Origin of the sequence: Thalassococcus profundi (assembly GCF_003344785.1) — a bacterium.
GTDB classification, from domain to species: Bacteria; Pseudomonadota; Alphaproteobacteria; order Rhodobacterales; family Rhodobacteraceae; genus Puniceibacterium; species Puniceibacterium profundi.
In genome coordinates this window covers 274,034-291,296 of sequence record NZ_QPMK01000001.1, presented here as the reverse complement: position 1 = coordinate 291,296, position 17,263 = coordinate 274,034, and the positions used below count along the sequence as shown (strand labels likewise).

Genomic DNA, 17,263 nt, shown 5'->3' with positions numbered 1-17,263 from the left:
GGAAGATGTTCTTGGCCGGCATAAAGTACGTGAGCGGTGGCTTCGGATCGCCGTACCGCGGCCCGACGATGCGCGGCACGTCGCGCTGACCCGGTCCTTGATCCCACGGCTGCTTGTGTCTTGTTTGCCCGGCCATGCCCCCTCACCGCCAGACGCTGCCCTCGGGCGTCAGGATATGCCGCAAGAGGGCGACCGGATGGCGGCGCAGCGTGAGGCGCATGGCGACGTAATCCTCGACCACCTCTTCGCCCTCGGTCATCTGGGGCAGCAGCGCCGCCGGTTCGTCGATATGTTCGCCGTCGATATCCCCGGCGAAAAGCGGCAGCGGGCGATCCGCGGTCAGCGCCTTCGCTTCCCAAAGTGCGGCGCGGCGCGAAAGCCCGATGTCGGCGAAGACATCCGCCTCGGCCAGCCGCGACAACACCGGCGGCGCCAGCCCCGCGCGCCGCCAGACGTCGCGCACCGTCAGATACCCGTTGCCGCGTGCCGCGCAAAGCCAGGCGGCATCCTCTTCGCGCAGCCCCTTGATCTGGCGGAATCCCAACCGCAAGGCCAGCCCGCCGCGGCCGTCGGGCTCCATCACGTTGTCCCAGTAGCTGGCGTTGATGCAGATGGGGCGCACCTCGACCCCGTGCTGGCGCGCGTCGCGGACGATCTGCGCGGGCGCGTAGAACCCCATCGGCTGCGCATTGAGCAACGCGCAGGCAAAGATGCCGGGATGGTGGCACTTGATCCAGGCCGAGGCATAGACCAGCAGCGCGAAGCTGGCGGCGTGGCTTTCGGGGAAACCGTAGGAGCCGAAGCCCTCGATCTGGCTGAAACAGCGTTCGGCGAATTCGGCGTCATAGCCGTTGGCCCGCATCCCGCGCAGGAACCGGCTGCGGAATTCGCTGACGTTGCCGTGTTTCTTGAAGGTGGCAAGCGCGCGGCGCAAACGGTCGGCCTCGGTCGGGGTAAAGCCCGCGCCGATGATGGCGATCTGCATCGCCTGTTCCTGGAACAGCGGCACGCCCAGCGTCTTGCCCAGCACCTGCCCCAGTTCGTCCGAGGGAAAGCTCACCTCTTCCTCGCCGTTGCGGCGGCGGATGTAGGGATGCACCATGTCGCCCTGGATCGGGCCGGGACGGATGATCGCCACCTCGATCACCAGGTCGTAGAAGTTGCGCGGCCGCATCCGCGGCAGGAAATTCATCTGCGCCCGGCTTTCGACCTGGAACACCCCGATGGAATCCGCCGCACAGAGCATATCGTAGACCTTGGGGTCCTCGGGCGGCAGGGTGGCCAGGCTCAGGTCCTTGCCGTGGTGCAGCGCCAGCAGGTCGAAGGCCTTGCGGATGCAGGTCAGCATCCCGAGGCTGAGGACGTCGACCTTGAGGATGCCCAGGGAGTCGATGTCGTCCTTGTCCCAGCAGATGACGGTGCGGTCCTCCATGCTGGCATTCTCGATCGGCACCAGCTCGTCCAGCCGGCCCTCGGTGATGACGAAACCGCCGACATGCTGGCTCAGGTGCCGGGGAAAGCCGATGATCTCGTGGATCAGCGCCATGGTCAGCTTCAGCCGCCGGTCGTCGGGGTCGAGCCCGATCTCGCGCATCCGTGCCTCTTCCAGCCCGTTGGTCGAGAAGAACCCCCAAAGCTGCGAAGACAGCGCGCCGATGGTGTCCCGGCTCAGGCCCATGGCGGCGCCCACTTCGCGGATGGCGCGCTTGCCGCGATAATGGATCACCGTGGCGCAAAGCCCGGCGCGGTGACGGCCGTAGGTGTCGTAGATGTGCTGGATCACCTCTTCGCGCCGCTCGTGTTCGAAATCGACGTCGATGTCAGGCGGTTCGTCCCGCGCCTCCGACACGAAGCGTTCAAAGACCATGGTGCCGATCTCGGGGGAGACGCTGGTCACGCCCAGGCAGTAGCAGACCACCGAATTCGCCGCCGACCCGCGTCCCTGGCAAAGGATGTCCCGGTCGCGGGCAAAGGCGACGATGTCGCGGACAGTCAGGAAATAGGGCTCGTACTTCAGCTTGCCGATCAGGTCGAGCTCGTGTTCGAGCATCGCGCGGACCTTCTCGGACGCGCCGTGGGGAAAGCGCCAGTTCAGCCCGGCACGCGCCAGCCGCGCCAGCCGTTGGCTTGGGGTTTCGTTCTCGGTCACCTCGCTGGGATATTCGTAACGCAGGCTGCCCAGGTCGAAGGTACAGCGCTTTGCCAGATCGGCCGCGCGGTCCACGGCCTCCGCATGGGGGCCAAGCAGGCGGCGCATCTCGGCCCCGCTGCGCAGGCGCTGTTCGCCGTTGGCCAGCGCCGCGCGCCCCAGCGCATCGACCCGGCAGCCCAGGCGCACGGCGCTCAGCACATCCGCCAGCTTGCGGCGGCGCCCGTGGTGCATCATCGGGCAGGCCGAGGCGACGGTGGGCAGGCCCAGTCCGGCGGCAAGTGCGGCCAGCCGGTCAAAGCGTTCCGCATCCTGCCCGTCATAGCGCGGCGACAGCACCAGGTGCATCTGCCCGCCCAGGCGGCGCGTCAACCGTTGCGCCTGTGGCCACCATCCGTCCGCGCCGCGCGTCCCCGGCAGCGCACCCGCCGGGCCATGCAATAGCAGCTCCAGCCCCTCGGCGCCCTGCTCGAGCAGATCGCCCAGTCGCAGGTCGCAGGATCCTTTCTCGGCCCGCAGCCGACCCTTCGAGATCAACCGGCAGAGCCGCGCCCAGCCCGCGCGCGTGGCGGCCAGCGCCGTCACCTCCAGCCCTTCGGCAAAGCGCAGCCGCGCCGCGGGAACGAGCCGCGGGACGTTGCACACCGGGGCCGAGGGCGGGGCCGGGATGTGCTCGGGCCGGGGCGGGCCGATGATCCCGTGGGCGGCCTCGAGCGCCTCTCGCTCGGCCACCTGCCGGGCGATCTGCTTGGCCGCCGTATAGGCGCGCACGATGCCGGCCACCGAATTGTCGTCGGCGATGGCGATGGCTTCGATCCCCAGCAGCGCCGCACGCTCCATGTACTCCTCGGGGTGGGACGCCCCGGTGAGGAAGGTGAAATTCGACGTGATGGACAGCTCTGCGAACATGGCGAGTCGCAGTATGTTCCATTTTTGTTCTCGTGTGGAGTCCTTGCGATGCGGTCTCTAGCCGCGCCGGTGCGGCCCGACCAGCGCCGCCACCGCAAGAATGACACCCGACACCGTGGCGATCATCCCCGCCGCCGACACCGCGTTCTGTGCGCCCAGCCACAGCGGGCCGTAGCCCGCGAGCACGTAGCCCAGCACCGCCGACAGCGCGGCGAAGGCGACGCTCCAGCCGATCTGTGCGCCCAGCCGGTTGGTCATCATCCGCGCCGCGGCGGGCGGGCAGATGAACATGGCGATGACGATGATCGACCCCACCGCGTCGAAGGCCGCCACCGCCGCCACTGCCGCGGAAATCACCAGCCCGAGGCCCAGGGCGGTTACCGGCAGGCCCAGGGTGCGGGCATAGTCCTCGTCGAAGGTGGTGAGCTTGAGGGGGCGGTAGAACAGCCAGAGCAGGACACCGATCACCGCAAGCGTCACCGCCATCCGCGTCAGCTCTGCCGGCAGGGTGGCCAGCGCCGCGGGGTCGAGCAGCGAGGACCAGCCGGTCGCCTCGAGCCAGATCAGGCTTTCGAGGTTGCCATAGAGCGCATGCTCCACGTCGAGATGCACCGACGAGGTGTCCGATTGCTCCAGAAGCAGCACGCCGCCCGCGAACATGGCGGTAAAGACCACGCCCATCGCGGCCCCTGCCTCGATCCGCCCCAGTCGCCGGATCGCCTCGATCAGCACCACGGCGACCAGCGCCGCCGCCGCGGCCCCCAGCATCATCGGCCAGGCCGCGACCCTCCCGGTGAGCAGGAAGGCCACGACGATGCCCGGCAGCACCACGTGGCTGATCGCGTCGCCGATCAGCGATTGCTTGCGCAGCACGAGAAAATTTCCCGGAAGCGCGCAGGCCACGGCGGCGAAGAGGCCGATCAGCAGCGGCGGCAGCGACAGGGCGACGAATTCCATGCCCATCACGCGCCGACCTCGCGCGGGCCGCGCAGCCGTGCGTCGAGCTGCGCGATCTGGTCGGCGGTCAGCACCTCGGCCACCGCCGTCAGCCCGTCGTCTCGCACCGCGAGATCCGACAACTCGGTCGAGGCCCGCAGCGCCTGCCAGCGCGCCTCGTCCCGCAGGGTCGCTGCGGCCTCGGCCCGGCCAGCCTCCGTCGCGACGCCATCGGCGCGCATCCAGCCGCGCCGGCGCAACATCTGGCAGGTCAGGCGCTCATAGACCGGCTGCCCCATGGCCATGGAGAGCAGCCCCTGCCGCAGGTGAACCCGCCGTTGCAGCGCCAAGTGGCGCAGGCCCGAGGCCAGCACGCCGCGTCCCGGCGCGCAGAACAGCGACAGCGCGAACAGCGCAAAGCTCACCAGCACAACGATCGGTCCGGTGGGCAGGTTCGGTGCGGTGGCCGACACGGCGGCGCCGACATAGCCCGAGAGCCCGCCGAAGGCCCCGGCCAGCAGCACCACGCGGTCGGCCTTGTCGGTCCAGAACCGCGCGGTGACGGCGGGGATGATCAGCAGTGCCACGATCAGGATCAGCCCGACGATCTTGAGCCCGACGACGGTGATCGCCATCACCAGCGCCATGATCGCAAGGTCGATCCGCGCCACCGCGATGCCCTGCGTTTCGGCATAGCCCGGATCGAAGGCCACCATCAGCATCGGCCGCCGCAGCGCCAGCGCGCAGGCCAGGACCGCAACGCCGCCCAGCGTGATGAGCATGGCATCGGCAAAGAGCATGCCCGCGGTCGAGCCCAGCAGGAAACTTTCCAGCCCCGCCTGCCGCCCCGCCGACATGGTCTGCACCACGGTCAGCAGCACGATGCCGAGGCCGAAGAACACCGACAGAACTGCGCCGATCGCCGCATCCTCGGCCAGACGCGTCGCGCGGGTCAGCCAGCTGACCGCCAGCAGCCCCACCAACGCCGATGCCGCTGCGCCCAGCATCAGCCCCGCCAGCGCGCGTCCGTCGCCGCCCAGCGACACCATGAGAATGAAAGCCAGGACCAGTCCGGGCAGGGTCGCATGGCTGATCGCATCCGACACCAGCGCGCGCTTGCGCAGGAACAGGAACGTACCGGTCGCTCCTGCTGCCAGCCCCAGCGCCGCGGCACCCAACGTCACCAGCGTGGCGTTGTAGCCGAGGTTCAGCAGCAACGCGTCGGTCAGCATGGCTCAGGCATCCAGCGCAAGCTGGGCGATCTGACCCTCTGCGAGCCGGCCTCCATAGGTGGCCTGCAACGCGGCGGCGGTGAACGCCTGGGCCACGGTGCCCTCGCCCATTCGGCGGCGGTTGATCAGGAACACCCGGTCGAAATAGGCCTGCACGGTCGACAGGTCGTGATGCACGGCGACCACGGTCTTGCCCTCGGATTTCAGGTCCTTCAGCACGTCGATGATCGCCTTTTCGGTGGCGGCATCGACCCCGGCAAAGGGTTCGTCCAGCAGGTAGAGATCCGCGCCCTGCGCCAGCGCGCGGGCAAGGAACACCCGCTGCTGCTGTCCGCCCGAGAGCTGCCCGATCTGGCGGTCCGCGAAATCCTGCATGCCGACGCGCGCCAGGCACTCCATCGCGCGGGCGACGTGGCGCGGCCGCACCCGGCGCAAGAGGCCAAGCTCGCGGTAAAGCCCCATCATCACCACGTCCAGCACCTCGGTCGGGAAATCCCAGTCGACGCTGGCACGCTGCGGCACGTAGGCGATGCGGTCCCGCGCCTGCGCCAGCGGCTGGCCGTAAACCGTCGCCCGCCCCGCCAGCGGCGTGACGATGCCAAGCGCGGCCTTGAGCAGTGTCGACTTGCCCGCACCGTTGGGGCCGATGATCGCGGTCATGGCGCCCTCCTGCACGGTCATGTCGACGGAAAACACCACCGGCTGGTCGCCGTAGGATACGGTCATCCCGCGCAGCGCCAGCGGGCTGGCCTCGGCACCGTCACGCGCCGTGCGTCCGTCTTGGGTGGCAAGCTCCAGTGTCCCGTGCATGCTCAAAGCCCCGCCGCCAGCTTGCCGGACATGCCGGTCGCCGGCACGTCGGCCCCCAGCGCGCGGGCGATCACCGTCACGTTGTGGTCGATCATGCCGATATATGTGCCCTCGTAGGTGCCGGGCGCGCCCATCGCGTCGGAGAAGAGCCCGCCGCCGATGCGGACATCGTGGCCCTGCGCCTGCGCGCCCTCGACCAGCGCGCGGACGTTGCGGTCCGACACCGAGCTTTCGACGAAGACCGCGCCGATGTCGCGGGCGACCAGCAGGTCGACCAGTTCGCCGATGCGCTGCAAGCCGGCCTCGCTTTCGGTTGAAATGCCCTGGATGCCCATGACCTCGAACCCGAAGGCGCGGCCGAAATAGCCGAAGGCGTCGTGGGCGGTGACCAGCACCCGCGCAGGTTCCGGCACCTTGGCAAGCGTGTCTTCCGCGTAGGTTTGCAGCGCGTCCAGCTCTGCGAGGTAGGCCTCTGTCCGGTCGCGAAAGGCCGTCTCGCGGTCCGGCTGCACGGCAATCAGCGCATCGCGCGTGGCGGTGACGGCGTGTTGCCAGAGCGCCGGCACCATCCAGATGTGCGGATCGGCGCGGCCGGCGTACTCGGCGTGGCGCAAGAGCGCGTCGTCGGGCACCGCGTCGCCCACGGCGACCACGGGCTTCTGCGCGCCGAGACGCAGCAGGAACTCCTCCATCTGCGCTTCGAGGTAGAGCCCGTTCCAGAGCACGAGGTCGGCACGCGACAGCGCCACGATATCCGTCCGGGTCTGCCGGTAGCTGTGCGGGTCGATCCCCGGACCCATCAGCGCCCGCAGGTCGATGGCATCGCCGCCAATGGCGCGGGCCGCATCGGCGATCATACCAGTGGTTGCGACGACGGCAGGCACGTCCTGTGCCCGCACGGGCAGAGGGGCGGAGAAGGCGAGGGCGGCGGCACTGACCAGAAAGGCACGTCTTTGCGGGGGCATGAAAAACTCCATCAGTATGCAGGTGAATATGCGAGTCATTCGCAAGTCGTCAAGTATTTTGCGAATAATTCGCAATTGCAGGTCTGCGCTTGCCCAAGATTCGGTCAGCGCCGTGCCGCCGGGTTGCGTGGCGTTCCGCTTGAACTTGACACGAACGCTTGCCACAGTCTGGAAGACACGAGGTTCCAGAACGGAGGATGACATGCCGGACCATGGGGCCAGCCTTTCCCAGACACATCTTTCCCGGACGCCTCTCTCCCAGACGCACCAGGTGCCGCAGACGGTCGAGCCGCGCAATCCCGGCACGGCTCTGGACATGGACTGGGTGCTGCGGGCGCGGGCGAACCGGTCGGCCATCGAACGCCGGGCCGCGACGCTGCCCGGGCGGCGGTCGGTCAAGAAGGATTTCCAGGCGGCCTGGCTGGCGCGGGCGGTGTCCTGCATAGACCTCACCACGCTCGCGGGCGACGACACGCGAGGCCGCGTCGCACGGCTTTGCGCCAAGGCGCGGCAGCCGGTGCGCGCCGACCTGCTCGATGCGCTGGGCCTGCCGCATCTGACCACCGGCGCGGTCTGCGTCTACCACGACATGATCGCCCCCGCCGTCGCGGCGCTGCATGGCTCGGGCATCCCCGTCGCCGCGGTCAGCACCGGGTTCCCGGCGGGCCTGTCGCCCTTCCACCTGCGCGTGGCCGAGATCGGAGACTCGGTGGCCGCCGGGGCCGCGGAGATCGACATCGTGATCTCGCGCCGCCACGTGCTGACCGGCGACTGGCAGGCCCTCTACGACGAGATGCGCGCCTTCCGCGAGGCTTGCGGGCCGGCGCATGTGAAGGCGATCCTCGCCACGGGCGAGTTGGGCACCTTGCAGAACGTCGCCCGCGCCTCGCTGGTCTGCATGATGGCGGGGGCGGATTTCATCAAGACCTCGACCGGCAAGGAGTCGGTCAACGCGACGTTGCCGGTGACGCTGGTGATGCTGCGGGCGATCCGAGAATACCACGACGCCACCGGATTTCGCGTCGGCTACAAGCCCGCGGGCGGGATTTCCAAGGCCAAGGATGCGCTGCTTTATCTCGCGCTGATCAAGGACGAACTTGGCGACCGCTGGCTGCGGCCCGACCTGTTCCGGTTCGGCGCGTCCAGCCTTCTGGGCGATATCGAACGACAGCTGGAACACCACGTGACCGGCGCCTATTCCGCCTCCTGGCGGCATGCGATGAGTTGACGGGCGCGGACTTCGTGAGAAGTCCGATCCGTTTTCCGGGAGGAAAACGCGCCCAAGAGGAGACGGCAGGACAATGACAGTCAGCGAGATTTTCGAGACCATGGACTACGGCCCCGCCCCCGAAAGCGCCGCCGAGGCGCTGGCCTGGATCACCGACCAGGGCGCGCGCTTCGGGCATTTCATCGACGGCGCCTTCACCGCCCCCGGTGACGGGTTCGAGAGCCGCAATCCGGCCACCGGCGAGGTGCTGGCAACGCTGACCCAGGCCACCGAGGCCGAAGTGGAGGCCGCCGTCGCCGCCGCCCGCCGCGCGCAGGGCAAGTGGGCTGCCTTGGGCGGGCCGGGGCGGGCGCGGTATCTTTACGCGCTGGCCCGGCTCTTGCAGAAGCACGCGCGGCTTTTCGCGGTGCTCGAAACGCTCGATAACGGCAAGCCGATCCGCGAAAGCCGCGACATCGACATTCCGCTTGCGCAACGGCATTTCTACTATCACGCGGGCATGGCGCAGCTGATGGAGAGCGAACTGCCCGACCGCGAGGCGCTGGGTGTCTGCGGGCAGATCGTGCCGTGGAACTTCCCCCTGCTGATGCTGGCGTGGAAGATCGCGCCGGCGCTGGCCATGGGCAACACCGTGGTGCTGAAGCCCGCCGAGTGGACCTCGCTCACCGCGCTGCTTTTTGCCGACATCTGCCGCGAGGCGGGGCTGCCCAGGGGCGTCGTCAACATCGTCACTGGCGATGGCGCCGTGGGCGAAAGGATCGTTGGCGCGAAGGTCGACAAGATCGCCTTCACCGGGTCGACCGAGGTGGGCCGCCGCATCCGTGCGGCCGCCGCCGGATCGGGCAAGGCGCTGACGCTCGAACTTGGCGGCAAGTCGCCTTACATCGTCTTCGAGGATACCGATATCGACAGCGCCGTCGAAGGGCTGGTCGACGCGATCTGGTTCAACCAGGGCCAGGTCTGCTGCGCCGGGTCGCGGCTGCTGGTGCAGGAAGGCATCGCCGAGGCATTCCACACCCGCCTGCGCCGCCGCATGGACGGGCTGCGCATCGGCAATCCGCTCGACAAGTGCATCGACGTCGGCGCCATCGTCGATCCGGTGCAGTTGGACCGCATCCGCACGCTGGTAGACGGCGCAAGCGAGGGCGAGACCTACCGCGCGGCCACGCCGCTGCCCGAAGGCTGCTACTACCCGCCGACGCTGATCACCGGCCTCAGCCCCGCCTCGCCGCTGATGCAGGAGGAGATCTTTGGCCCGGTGCTGACCGGCACCACCTTCCGCACGCCCGCCGAGGCCGTGGAGATCGCCAACAACACACGCTACGGCCTGGCGGCGACTCTGTGGTCCGAGAACATCAACGTGGCTCTGGATATCGCGCCGAAACTGGCCGCCGGCGTGGTCTGGATCAACGGCACCAACATGTTCGATGCCGCCGCGGGCTTCGGCGGTGTGCGCGAGTCGGGGTTTGGCCGCGAGGGCGGCTGGGAAGGGCTGATGGCCTATACACGCGCAAAAGGTACGGCCAAGGCGCTGAAGCCGGTCGCGGCCTTTGCCGGAGACGACGCCGAGCCGCAGCCGGTGGACCGCACCGCCAAGCTCTATATCGGCGGCAAGCAGGCGCGGCCCGACGGTGGCTATGCCCGGCGCGTCTACGACAAGGGCGGCAAGCTGATCGGGCAGGCGCCGCTGGCCAACCGCAAGGACATCCGCAACGCCGTCGAGGCGGCGCGCGGTGCCGTGGCATGGTCGTCCAGCAGCGCGCATCTGCGGGCGCAGATCCTCTACTACACCGCCGAGAACCTCGCCGCCCGCGCCGACGACTTCGCCGCGCTGGTCGACCGGCTGACCGGCAAACGCGGCGGAGCGAAAGAGGTCGAGGCCGCGGTGAACCGTCTCTTCACCTACGCCGCCTGGGCCGACAAGTTCGACGGACAGGTGCGGTCGGTGCCGATGCGCGGCGTGGCGTTGGCGATGCGCGAACCCTGCGGCGTGATCGGCGCACTCTGCCCCGACGAGGCGCCGCTGCTGGGGCTGGTGTCGGTCATGGCGCCGGCCATCGCGATGGGCAACCGCGTGGTGCTGGTGGCGTCAGAGCCGTTGCCGCTGGCGGCGACGGAGTTTTACCAGGTGCTCGACACCTCCGACATGCCGGGCGGCGTGGTCAACATCCTGACTGGCCGCCATGCGGAGCTTGCGCCGACGCTGGCCGGGCATCTGGACGTGGACTCGGTCTGGAGCTTTTCCTCGGCAGACCTCTCGGCAGAGATCGAGCGAGGGGCGGCGGGCAACCTCAAGCGCACTTGGGTCAACCACGGCACGGCCCGCGACTGGTTCGGGGCCGAGGGCGCCGGGCGCGCATTCCTCGACGCCGCCACCGAGGTCAAGACGGTCTGGGTGCCCTACGGCGCGTGAGGGCGCCGATTTTCTCGAGAAAATCGGTCCGTTTTCCTCGAGGAAAACGGCGTCCTGCCCTCCGCGCCGTTGGCCTCCACGGCAATTCGGTGCGCGATCGACGCGGGATGGCAGCCGTCGACGCGTGCACAGCCCTGCCGCCGGAAAAGGCAACAATGGCGATCAACCCACGCCTTGGTGTCCCACGACATTGAGATTTTACATTGGCGATGATATTTATGATCTACGCCCGGCGCCGGGGTGGATGGCGGCGCGTGACCCGAAGGAGGACAATGTCCTGTCAGCAACGGCAAATGCGGCCGCAGCCGCGCAAACGGGACTGCCCGTCATGGGTGTGACCGAACTGGATGTGACCAGCGAAAAGATCCTCGCGGCAATCCTCAAATCCCTCGACGACAACAAGGCCGAAGAACTCGTGCAGATCGACCTGCGCGGCAAGACCGCCATGGGCGACTACATGGTGATCTGTTCGGGCCGTTCCTCGCGCCAGGTGGCGGCGCTGGCGGAAAAGCTCGTCGACGATCTCAAGCAGGAGTACGGCGTGGCCTCGAAGATCGAGGGCAAGGACACCGGCGACTGGGTGCTCATCGACACCGGTGACGTCATTGTCCATGTCTTCCGCCCCGAGGTGCGCGAATTCTACCAGCTTGAAAAGATGTGGCTCCCGGCGGGCAGCGCGGTCAAAGCCAAACCGCAGTAATGCGGGTCCATCTCTGCGTCGTGGGCCGGCTGCGGGCCGGTCCCGAACGCGCGCTGATCGACGATTACCTGACCCGGTTCGACCGCACCGGGCGTGGTCTGGGCCTTGGTCCGGCGCAGGTCATCGAGGTCGAGGATCGAAAGGGCGGCGGCATGGCGGCCGAGGCGGTCCTTTTGCGCAAGGCGCTGCCTCAGAACGCGGTGCTCTGTGCGCTCGACGAACGCGGGCAAGTCCTGTCCTCTCCCGACTTTTCGCAGAAACTCGCAGGGTGGCGCGACGGCGGCACCTCGGATCTGGCCTTCGTCATCGGCGGCGCGGACGGCATCGACCCCGGCCTCCGCGACGATGCCGCGTTCCTGCTGTCCTTCGGCCAAATGGTCTGGCCGCATATGCTGGCGCGGGTGATGCTGAGCGAACAGCTCTACCGCGCCGCGTCGATCCTCGCCGGCAGCCCCTACCACCGCGTCTGAGCCGTCCGTTCCCGAATGTCGCTACGCGGGCTTGCGTCGCCCGACGCGCTCTGTCTTGAGTGGCCGCACCTGCGCGGAGGGCGGAACATGACCATCGGGCTTTGGGAAATGGCGGCCTATGCGGGCGCGCTCCTGATCCTTTTTCTCACGCCCGGACCGGTCTGGGTGGCACTGACCGCGCGGGCGCTGTCGGGCGGGTTCCACGCTGCCTGGCCGCTGGCGCTGGGGGTGGTGGTTGGCGACGTGCTCTGGCCCTTCCTCGCGATCCTCGGCGTGACCTGGATCGTCAGCGTCTTCGCCGGGTTCATGACCTTTCTGCGCTGGGTCGCCTGCGCCACCTTCGTCATCATGGGTGTGCTGATCATCCGCAACGCGGACGCCAGCATCGCAAAGGATTCCCGCCTCACACGTCCCGGCATGTGGGCCGGGTTCGCTGCCGGTCTGGCGGTTATCCTCGGCAACCCCAAGGCGATCCTGTTCTACATGGGCGTGCTGCCCGGGTTCTTCGATCTCACACAGTTGCGCTGGCCCGACATGCTGGCCATCGCCGCCCTGTCGGCCATCGTGCCGTTGTTCGGCAACCTGTGTCTCGCGCTTTTCATAGACCGGGCCAAGCGGCTCCTGTCCTCGCCCAAAGCGCTGCGACGGACCAATGTCACCGCCGGGATCCTGCTGATCCTCGTGGGGCTGGTGATCCCCTTCACCTGACCGCCCGCTCGGCCCGGCAAAAAGCCTGCAAAATATGGGCCAATCGCGTGACAATGCCCCCCGGGGGTCGTATAAACGGCCAACTAAAAACAAGGACGTTCCGCATGGCCGATACCGAGCAGGCACCCGAAGAATACGGCGCCAATTCCATCAAGGTTCTCAAGGGGTTGGAGGCTGTGCGCAAGCGGCCCGGAATGTATATCGGTGACACCGACGACGGGTCGGGCCTGCATCACATGGTCTACGAGGTCGTCGACAACGGCATCGACGAGGCGCTGGCCGGTCACGCCGACGCCGTGACGGTGAAGATCCACGCCGATTCCAGCGTGTCCGTCAGCGACAACGGCCGCGGCATTCCCGTGGACATGCACGAGGGCGAAGGCGTCTCGGCCGCCGAGGTCATCATGACCCAGTTGCACGCGGGCGGGAAGTTCGACCAGAACAGCTACAAGGTCTCGGGCGGTCTGCACGGGGTCGGCGTGTCGGTCGTCAATGCGCTGTCCGACTGGCTGGAACTGCGCATCTGGCGCAACGGCAAGGAGCACGTGGCGCGGTTCGAAGGCGGCTTTACCACCAAATCGCTCGAGATCGTGGGCGATGCCAATGGCCGCAAGGGCACCGAGGTCCGGTTCCTCGCCTCGACCGACACCTTCTCGAACCTCGATTACGATTTCCACACGCTGGAAAAGCGCCTGCGCGAACTGGCCTTCCTGAATTCCGGCGTGCGCATCATTCTCGAAGACGAACGCCCTGCGGAACCGTTGAAGTCGGAGCTGTTCTACGAGGGCGGCGTGCGCGAATTCGTCAAGTACCTCGATCGGTCCAAGACCGGCGTGATGTCGGAACCGATCTACATGGTCGGCGAAAAGGACGACATCGGCGTCGAGGTGGCGATGTGGTGGAACGACAGTTACCACGAGACAGTCCTGCCCTTTACCAACAACATCCCGCAGCGCGACGGCGGCACCCACATGGCCGGGTTCCGCGGGGCTCTGACCCGGACCATCAACAACTATGCCCAGACCAGCGGCATCGCCAAGCGTGAGAAGGTCAACTTCACCGGTGACGATGCCCGCGAGGGCCTGACTTGCGTGCTGTCGGTCAAGGTGCCGGACCCGAAATTTTCCAGCCAGACCAAGGACAAGCTGGTGAGCTCCGAAGTGCGCCCCGCGGTCGAGAGCCTGATGAACGAGAAACTGGCCGAGTGGTTCGAGGAGAACCCCAACGAGGCCAAGGTCATCGTCGGCAAGATCGTCGAGGCGGCGCTGGCCCGCGAGGCGGCGCGCAAGGCGCGCGAACTCACCCGCCGCAAGAACCCGATGGATGTGAATTTCCTGGCTGGAAAGCTCAAGGACTGCTCGGAAAAGGATCCCAGCAAGACCGAGCTGTTCCTGGTCGAGGGCGACAGCGCCGGCGGATCGGCGCAGACGGGTCGTGACCGGGGCACGCAGGCGATCCTGCCGCTCAAGGGAAAAATTCTCAACGTCGAGCGGGCGCGCTTCGACCGGATGCTGGGCAGCCAGGAAATCGGCAACCTCGTCATGGCGCTGGGCACCGGCATCGGGCGCGACGAGTTCAACCTGTCCAAGCTGCGCTACCACAAGATCGTCATCATGACCGACGCCGACGTGGACGGCGCGCATATCCGCACGCTGCTGCTGACCTTCTTCTATCGCCAGATGCCCGAGCTGATCGAGAACGGCCATCTCTACATCGCCCAGCCGCCGCTTTACAAGGTGAGCCGGGGCAAGTCCGAGGTCTACCTCAAGGACCAGGCGGCGATGGACGATTACCTGATCCAGCAGGGATCGGACAACACGCTGCTTCGGCAGGGCAACGGCGAGGAAATCAGCGGCCAGGATCTCAAGCGCGTGGTCGACGAGGCGCGGCAACTGAAGCGCGTGCTCGACGCCTTCCCGACCCATTACCCGCATCACATCCTCGAACAGGCGGCCATCGCCGGGGCCTTCGTACCGGGCGCGGTGGATGCGGACCTGCAGGGCGTGGCCGACAAGGTCGCGCAGCGGCTCGACCTGATCGCGCTGGAATACGAACGTGGCTGGCGCGGCCGCATCACCCAGGATCACGGCATCCGGCTCGCGCGTATCCTGCGCGGCGTCGAAGAGGTGCGCACGCTCGACGGTCCGATGCTGCGCTCGGGCGAGGCGCGCAAGACCGGCAGCTTCACCGAAAGCCTGCAGGCGGTCTACGACCAGCCCGCCGTGCTGGAGCGCAAGGACCGCAAGCAGATGATTCACGGTCCGCTGGGGCTGCTGGCGGCGATCCTCGAGGAAGGCGAAAAGGGCAACGCCCTGCAGCGCTACAAGGGCCTTGGCGAGATGAACCCCGACCAGCTTTGGGAAACCACGCTGGACCCCGACGCGCGCACCCTCTTGCAGGTCAAGGTCGACGACATGGCCGAGGCGGACGATCTGTTCACCAAGCTGATGGGCGACGTGGTGGAGCCGCGCCGCGAATTCATCCAGCAGAACGCGCTGAGCGTCGAAAACCTCGACTTCTGATCCGGTTGTAGGGAAGCAGACATTTTTTCGTGGCGCGCATATTTTTTCGCGTCACGGGCGCCCGCAAATGAGAAAAGTTTCATTTTTCTCAAAGGCTTAGCGGAGAAGCCGTAATGGCGGAGGGATTGGGCGATATTCGATTCGCACTTCCGTTGGACCACCACGTCGGTCCCCCTCTCAATCGTTGTCCAGCGTCGCAATGCCCATTGCCCATCAATGATCCGCTGGCGGGCCGGACCGCGCGCACTTTCTGGATGTCACGCGATCTGCCTTAGCTTGGCTTTGCCATCACAGTCACTTCCGCAGCGGCGTCCTCGCTCGATCGCCCTGCAGCAATCGCGATCCAGAACACCGCCAAATCCTCGCGGGTCGCAACCGGCGGTCTTCCGGGTGATGATAACTTCTTCCGTCCCGCCCGATCCGAGCGCCGTTTCTTCGTCGTCATTGCAACCTCCTGTTTCAGAGCGTTGCGACGACCGGTTGAGACCGCCCAATACTGCTCTCACGATTACCAGAAGATCCTGCGCCAGCACGGCTTCAAGGTGTCGATGAGCGGGACGGGAAATTGCTACGACAATGCGGCCGTTTTACGTCGGGGCCGACAGTCCACCGGACTGTCGTCTTTTTCCCTCCTCACCTTCTTCAAGACGATCAAGGCCGAGTTGCTGTGGCAGCGATCCTGGCCATCGCGGCGGACGGCAGAGCTGGCCATCTTCGAATACATCAACGGCTTCTACAATCCACGCCGCAGACACTCAGCCCTGGGCTGGAAAAGCCCCTTGGCCTTCGAGGCGCAGGCAGCATAAATGAAAACCTGGAGCGGCACCAAAGCGTGACAGGTCCAGTCCATCACCGGGGACCGCGGTGCGCGGTTATCCGACAAGTCCCGTGGCGCCACTATGCTCTTTGGTTCTCGAAGGCGCCTGTTAGTTACCGTACACCACTTTGATCGCCAGCATGCCAAGGCCGCTTGCAAGGCAAGGGATACCACCACCAGAGCGCCTTGCAAGGATTTTTAGCCTCGTTCCAACACTCCTAACCAATTGACTCATATAAATTTATTGCAGTGAGTGCGGGCGCGCAGAAACAAATACGGCACGGCGGAAACGTTCTTTAACTGGAGGCTGTCCAGCTCCGGCTGCTTGACGGTTACGAACCTAATTCGACTTCACACTGATCATACCTGTTGACAAGGTGCCATCTCCATCGCAGCCTTCCAGCGCAAGCACGGCACGAGAAGCCATTCGCTTGAAAGGGAGGATAGTATGACGCAGACCCGCCGCACCGTATTCGGTGCTTTTGCAACCGGCATCGCACTCTTCGCTACCGGGTTTTCGGCCATGGCGCAGGATAATGGCCTGATGGCGATCATTACGCCAAGCCATGACAACCCGTTCTTCAAAGCCGAAGCCGACGGGGCCGAGAAGCGCGCACAAGAATTGGGTTACGAAACGCTCGTGCTCGTCCACGACGATGACCCGAACAAGCAGTCCCAGATGTTCGATACCGCCATCGCGCGAAATGCCAAGGCGATCATACTCGACAACGCAGGAGCCGACGCAACGGTCGAACCCGTACGTCGCGCGAAAGAGGCGGGCATTCCATCGTTTCTGATTGATCGTGAGATCAAGGAGACAGGTATCGCCGTGAGCCAGATCGTCTCCAACAACTATCAGGGCGCACAGCTGGGCGCCGAGGAGTTTGTGCGTCTGATGGATGAAGAAGGTCCCTACGTGGAGCTTCTGGGGCGTGAGGCAGACACCAACGCCGGGATCCGGAGCGCCGGCTACCACGACGTGATCGACCAGTATCCGGACATGGAAATGGTGGCGCAGCAGTCGGCCAACTGGTCGCAAACCGAAGCCTTCGAAAAAATGGAGACCATTCTTCAGGCGAATCCGGACATCAAGGGTGTGATCTCCGGCAACGACACCATGGCGATGGGCGCTTGGGCCGCGCTCGAGGCTGCAGGCCGAGAGGACGTGATCGTCGTTGGGCTCGATGGCTCGAATGACGTGCGCGACTCCATTCTCGCCGGTGGAATCAAGGCTACGGTCATGCAACCGGCCTACAGGCAGGCTCAAATCGCTGTGGAGCAAGCGCACAAGTATCTGACCGAGGGTGAGACCGGTCAGGAGGAGAAGCAGCTCATGGACATGGTGCTGATCACTCCGGAGAACGCCGACCGGCTCGAGACGTTCTCGCTCGCTGAAGAGTGAAG

12 protein-coding genes and 2 pseudogenes are annotated in these 17,263 nt (G+C 66.4%); 8 read left to right on the top strand and 6 right to left on the bottom strand.

Features of this window, described 5'->3' with window-relative positions; translation table 11 throughout:
* Window positions 1-142 precede the first annotated feature (142 nt).
* The 5 genes from DU478_RS01295 to DU478_RS01275 are packed head-to-tail and all read right to left on the bottom strand — an operon-like array spanning window position 143 to window position 7,001.
* Complete coding sequence (locus DU478_RS01295) at window positions 143-3,058, bottom strand: error-prone DNA polymerase (RefSeq protein ID WP_114509110.1); 2,916 nt, start codon at window positions 3,056-3,058, stop codon at window positions 143-145.
* A 57-nt stretch (window positions 3,059-3,115) separates the two neighbouring features.
* Window positions 3,116-4,021, bottom strand: a complete 906-nt coding sequence (locus DU478_RS01290; protein ID WP_199488271.1) for a metal ABC transporter permease — start codon at window positions 4,019-4,021, stop codon at window positions 3,116-3,118.
* Window positions 4,021-5,226, bottom strand: a complete 1,206-nt coding sequence (locus DU478_RS01285) for a metal ABC transporter permease (RefSeq protein ID WP_114509108.1) — start codon at window positions 5,224-5,226, stop codon at window positions 4,021-4,023. The genes DU478_RS01290 and DU478_RS01285 overlap by 1 nt, the downstream gene beginning before the upstream one ends.
* A 3-nt stretch (window positions 5,227-5,229) precedes the next feature.
* Window positions 5,230-6,036 carry a metal ABC transporter ATP-binding protein gene (locus DU478_RS01280; RefSeq protein WP_114509107.1) on the bottom strand — a complete coding sequence of 269 codons (807 nt, stop codon included), beginning with the start codon at window positions 6,034-6,036 and terminating at the stop codon, window positions 5,230-5,232.
* A 2-nt stretch (window positions 6,037-6,038) separates the two neighbouring features.
* A complete protein-coding gene (locus DU478_RS01275; RefSeq protein WP_114509318.1) occupies window positions 6,039-7,001 on the bottom strand; it encodes a metal ABC transporter solute-binding protein, Zn/Mn family in 963 nt (320 codons plus the stop codon).
* 202 nt (window positions 7,002-7,203) lie between these two features.
* On the opposite strand from DU478_RS01275, the gene deoC reads away from it, so the two are divergent.
* From deoC to gyrB, 6 genes are all read left to right on the top strand, one after another.
* Complete coding sequence (deoC, locus tag DU478_RS01270; protein ID WP_114509106.1) at window positions 7,204-8,229, top strand: deoxyribose-phosphate aldolase; 1,026 nt, start codon at window positions 7,204-7,206, stop codon at window positions 8,227-8,229.
* 73 nt (window positions 8,230-8,302) lie between these two features.
* On the top strand, window positions 8,303-10,642 hold the full coding sequence (locus DU478_RS01265; protein WP_114509105.1) for an aldehyde dehydrogenase family protein: 2,340 nt from the start codon (window positions 8,303-8,305) through the stop codon (window positions 10,640-10,642).
* A 328-nt stretch (window positions 10,643-10,970) separates the two neighbouring features.
* Complete coding sequence (rsfS, locus tag DU478_RS01260) at window positions 10,971-11,342, top strand: ribosome silencing factor (protein ID WP_114509104.1); 372 nt, start codon at window positions 10,971-10,973, stop codon at window positions 11,340-11,342.
* On the top strand, window positions 11,342-11,812 hold the full coding sequence (gene rlmH / locus DU478_RS01255; protein ID WP_114509103.1) for a 23S rRNA (pseudouridine(1915)-N(3))-methyltransferase RlmH: 471 nt from the start codon (window positions 11,342-11,344) through the stop codon (window positions 11,810-11,812). The genes rsfS and rlmH overlap by 1 nt, the downstream gene beginning before the upstream one ends.
* 87 nt (window positions 11,813-11,899) lie before the next feature.
* A complete protein-coding gene (locus DU478_RS01250; RefSeq protein ID WP_114509102.1) occupies window positions 11,900-12,520 on the top strand; it encodes a LysE family translocator in 621 nt (206 codons plus the stop codon).
* Between the two features lie 104 nt (window positions 12,521-12,624).
* Entirely contained in the window at window positions 12,625-15,042 is a 2,418-nt protein-coding gene (gene gyrB / locus DU478_RS01245) for a DNA topoisomerase (ATP-hydrolyzing) subunit B (RefSeq protein WP_114509101.1), read from the top strand.
* Window positions 15,043-15,331: 289 nt separating this feature from the next.
* Here gyrB and DU478_RS22825 read toward each other — a convergent pair.
* A pseudogene (locus tag DU478_RS22825) lies at window positions 15,332-15,487 on the bottom strand (IS30 family transposase); the annotation flags it as partial.
* Window positions 15,488-15,530: 43 nt separating this feature from the next.
* On the opposite strand from DU478_RS22825, the pseudogene DU478_RS01240 reads away from it, so the two are divergent.
* Window positions 15,531-15,848 (top strand): annotated as a pseudogene (locus DU478_RS01240) (IS3 family transposase); the annotation flags it as partial.
* Between the two features lie 459 nt (window positions 15,849-16,307).
* Window positions 16,308-17,261 carry a D-ribose ABC transporter substrate-binding protein gene (locus DU478_RS01235; protein WP_114509100.1) on the top strand — a complete coding sequence of 318 codons (954 nt, stop codon included), beginning with the start codon at window positions 16,308-16,310 and terminating at the stop codon, window positions 17,259-17,261.
* Window positions 17,262-17,263: the final 2 nt, after the last annotated feature.

Excerpts from the sequence above, each read along its gene's own strand:
- DU478_RS01250 (WP_114509102.1), top strand. The coding sequence starts at position 11,900 with ATGACCATCGGGCTTTGGGAAATGGCGGCCTATGCGGGCGCGCTCCTG.
- DU478_RS01295 (WP_114509110.1), bottom strand. The coding sequence starts at position 3,058 with ATGTTCGCAGAGCTGTCCATCACGTCGAATTTCACCTTCCTCACCGGG.
- gyrB (WP_114509101.1), top strand. The coding sequence starts at position 12,625 with ATGGCCGATACCGAGCAGGCACCCGAAGAATACGGCGCCAATTCCATC.
- rsfS (WP_114509104.1), top strand. The coding sequence starts at position 10,971 with ATGGGTGTGACCGAACTGGATGTGACCAGCGAAAAGATCCTCGCGGCA.
- DU478_RS01290 (WP_199488271.1), bottom strand. The coding sequence starts at position 4,021 with ATGGGCATGGAATTCGTCGCCCTGTCGCTGCCGCCGCTGCTGATCGGC.
- DU478_RS01265 (WP_114509105.1), top strand. The coding sequence starts at position 8,303 with ATGACAGTCAGCGAGATTTTCGAGACCATGGACTACGGCCCCGCCCCC.
- DU478_RS01280 (WP_114509107.1), bottom strand. The coding sequence starts at position 6,036 with ATGCACGGGACACTGGAGCTTGCCACCCAAGACGGACGCACGGCGCGT.
- DU478_RS01235 (WP_114509100.1), top strand. The coding sequence starts at position 16,308 with ATGACGCAGACCCGCCGCACCGTATTCGGTGCTTTTGCAACCGGCATC.
- DU478_RS01285 (WP_114509108.1), bottom strand. The coding sequence starts at position 5,226 with ATGCTGACCGACGCGTTGCTGCTGAACCTCGGCTACAACGCCACGCTG.
- rlmH (WP_114509103.1), top strand. The coding sequence starts at position 11,342 with ATGCGGGTCCATCTCTGCGTCGTGGGCCGGCTGCGGGCCGGTCCCGAA.
- DU478_RS01275 (WP_114509318.1), bottom strand. The coding sequence starts at position 7,001 with ATGCCCCCGCAAAGACGTGCCTTTCTGGTCAGTGCCGCCGCCCTCGCC.
- deoC (WP_114509106.1), top strand. The coding sequence starts at position 7,204 with ATGCCGGACCATGGGGCCAGCCTTTCCCAGACACATCTTTCCCGGACG.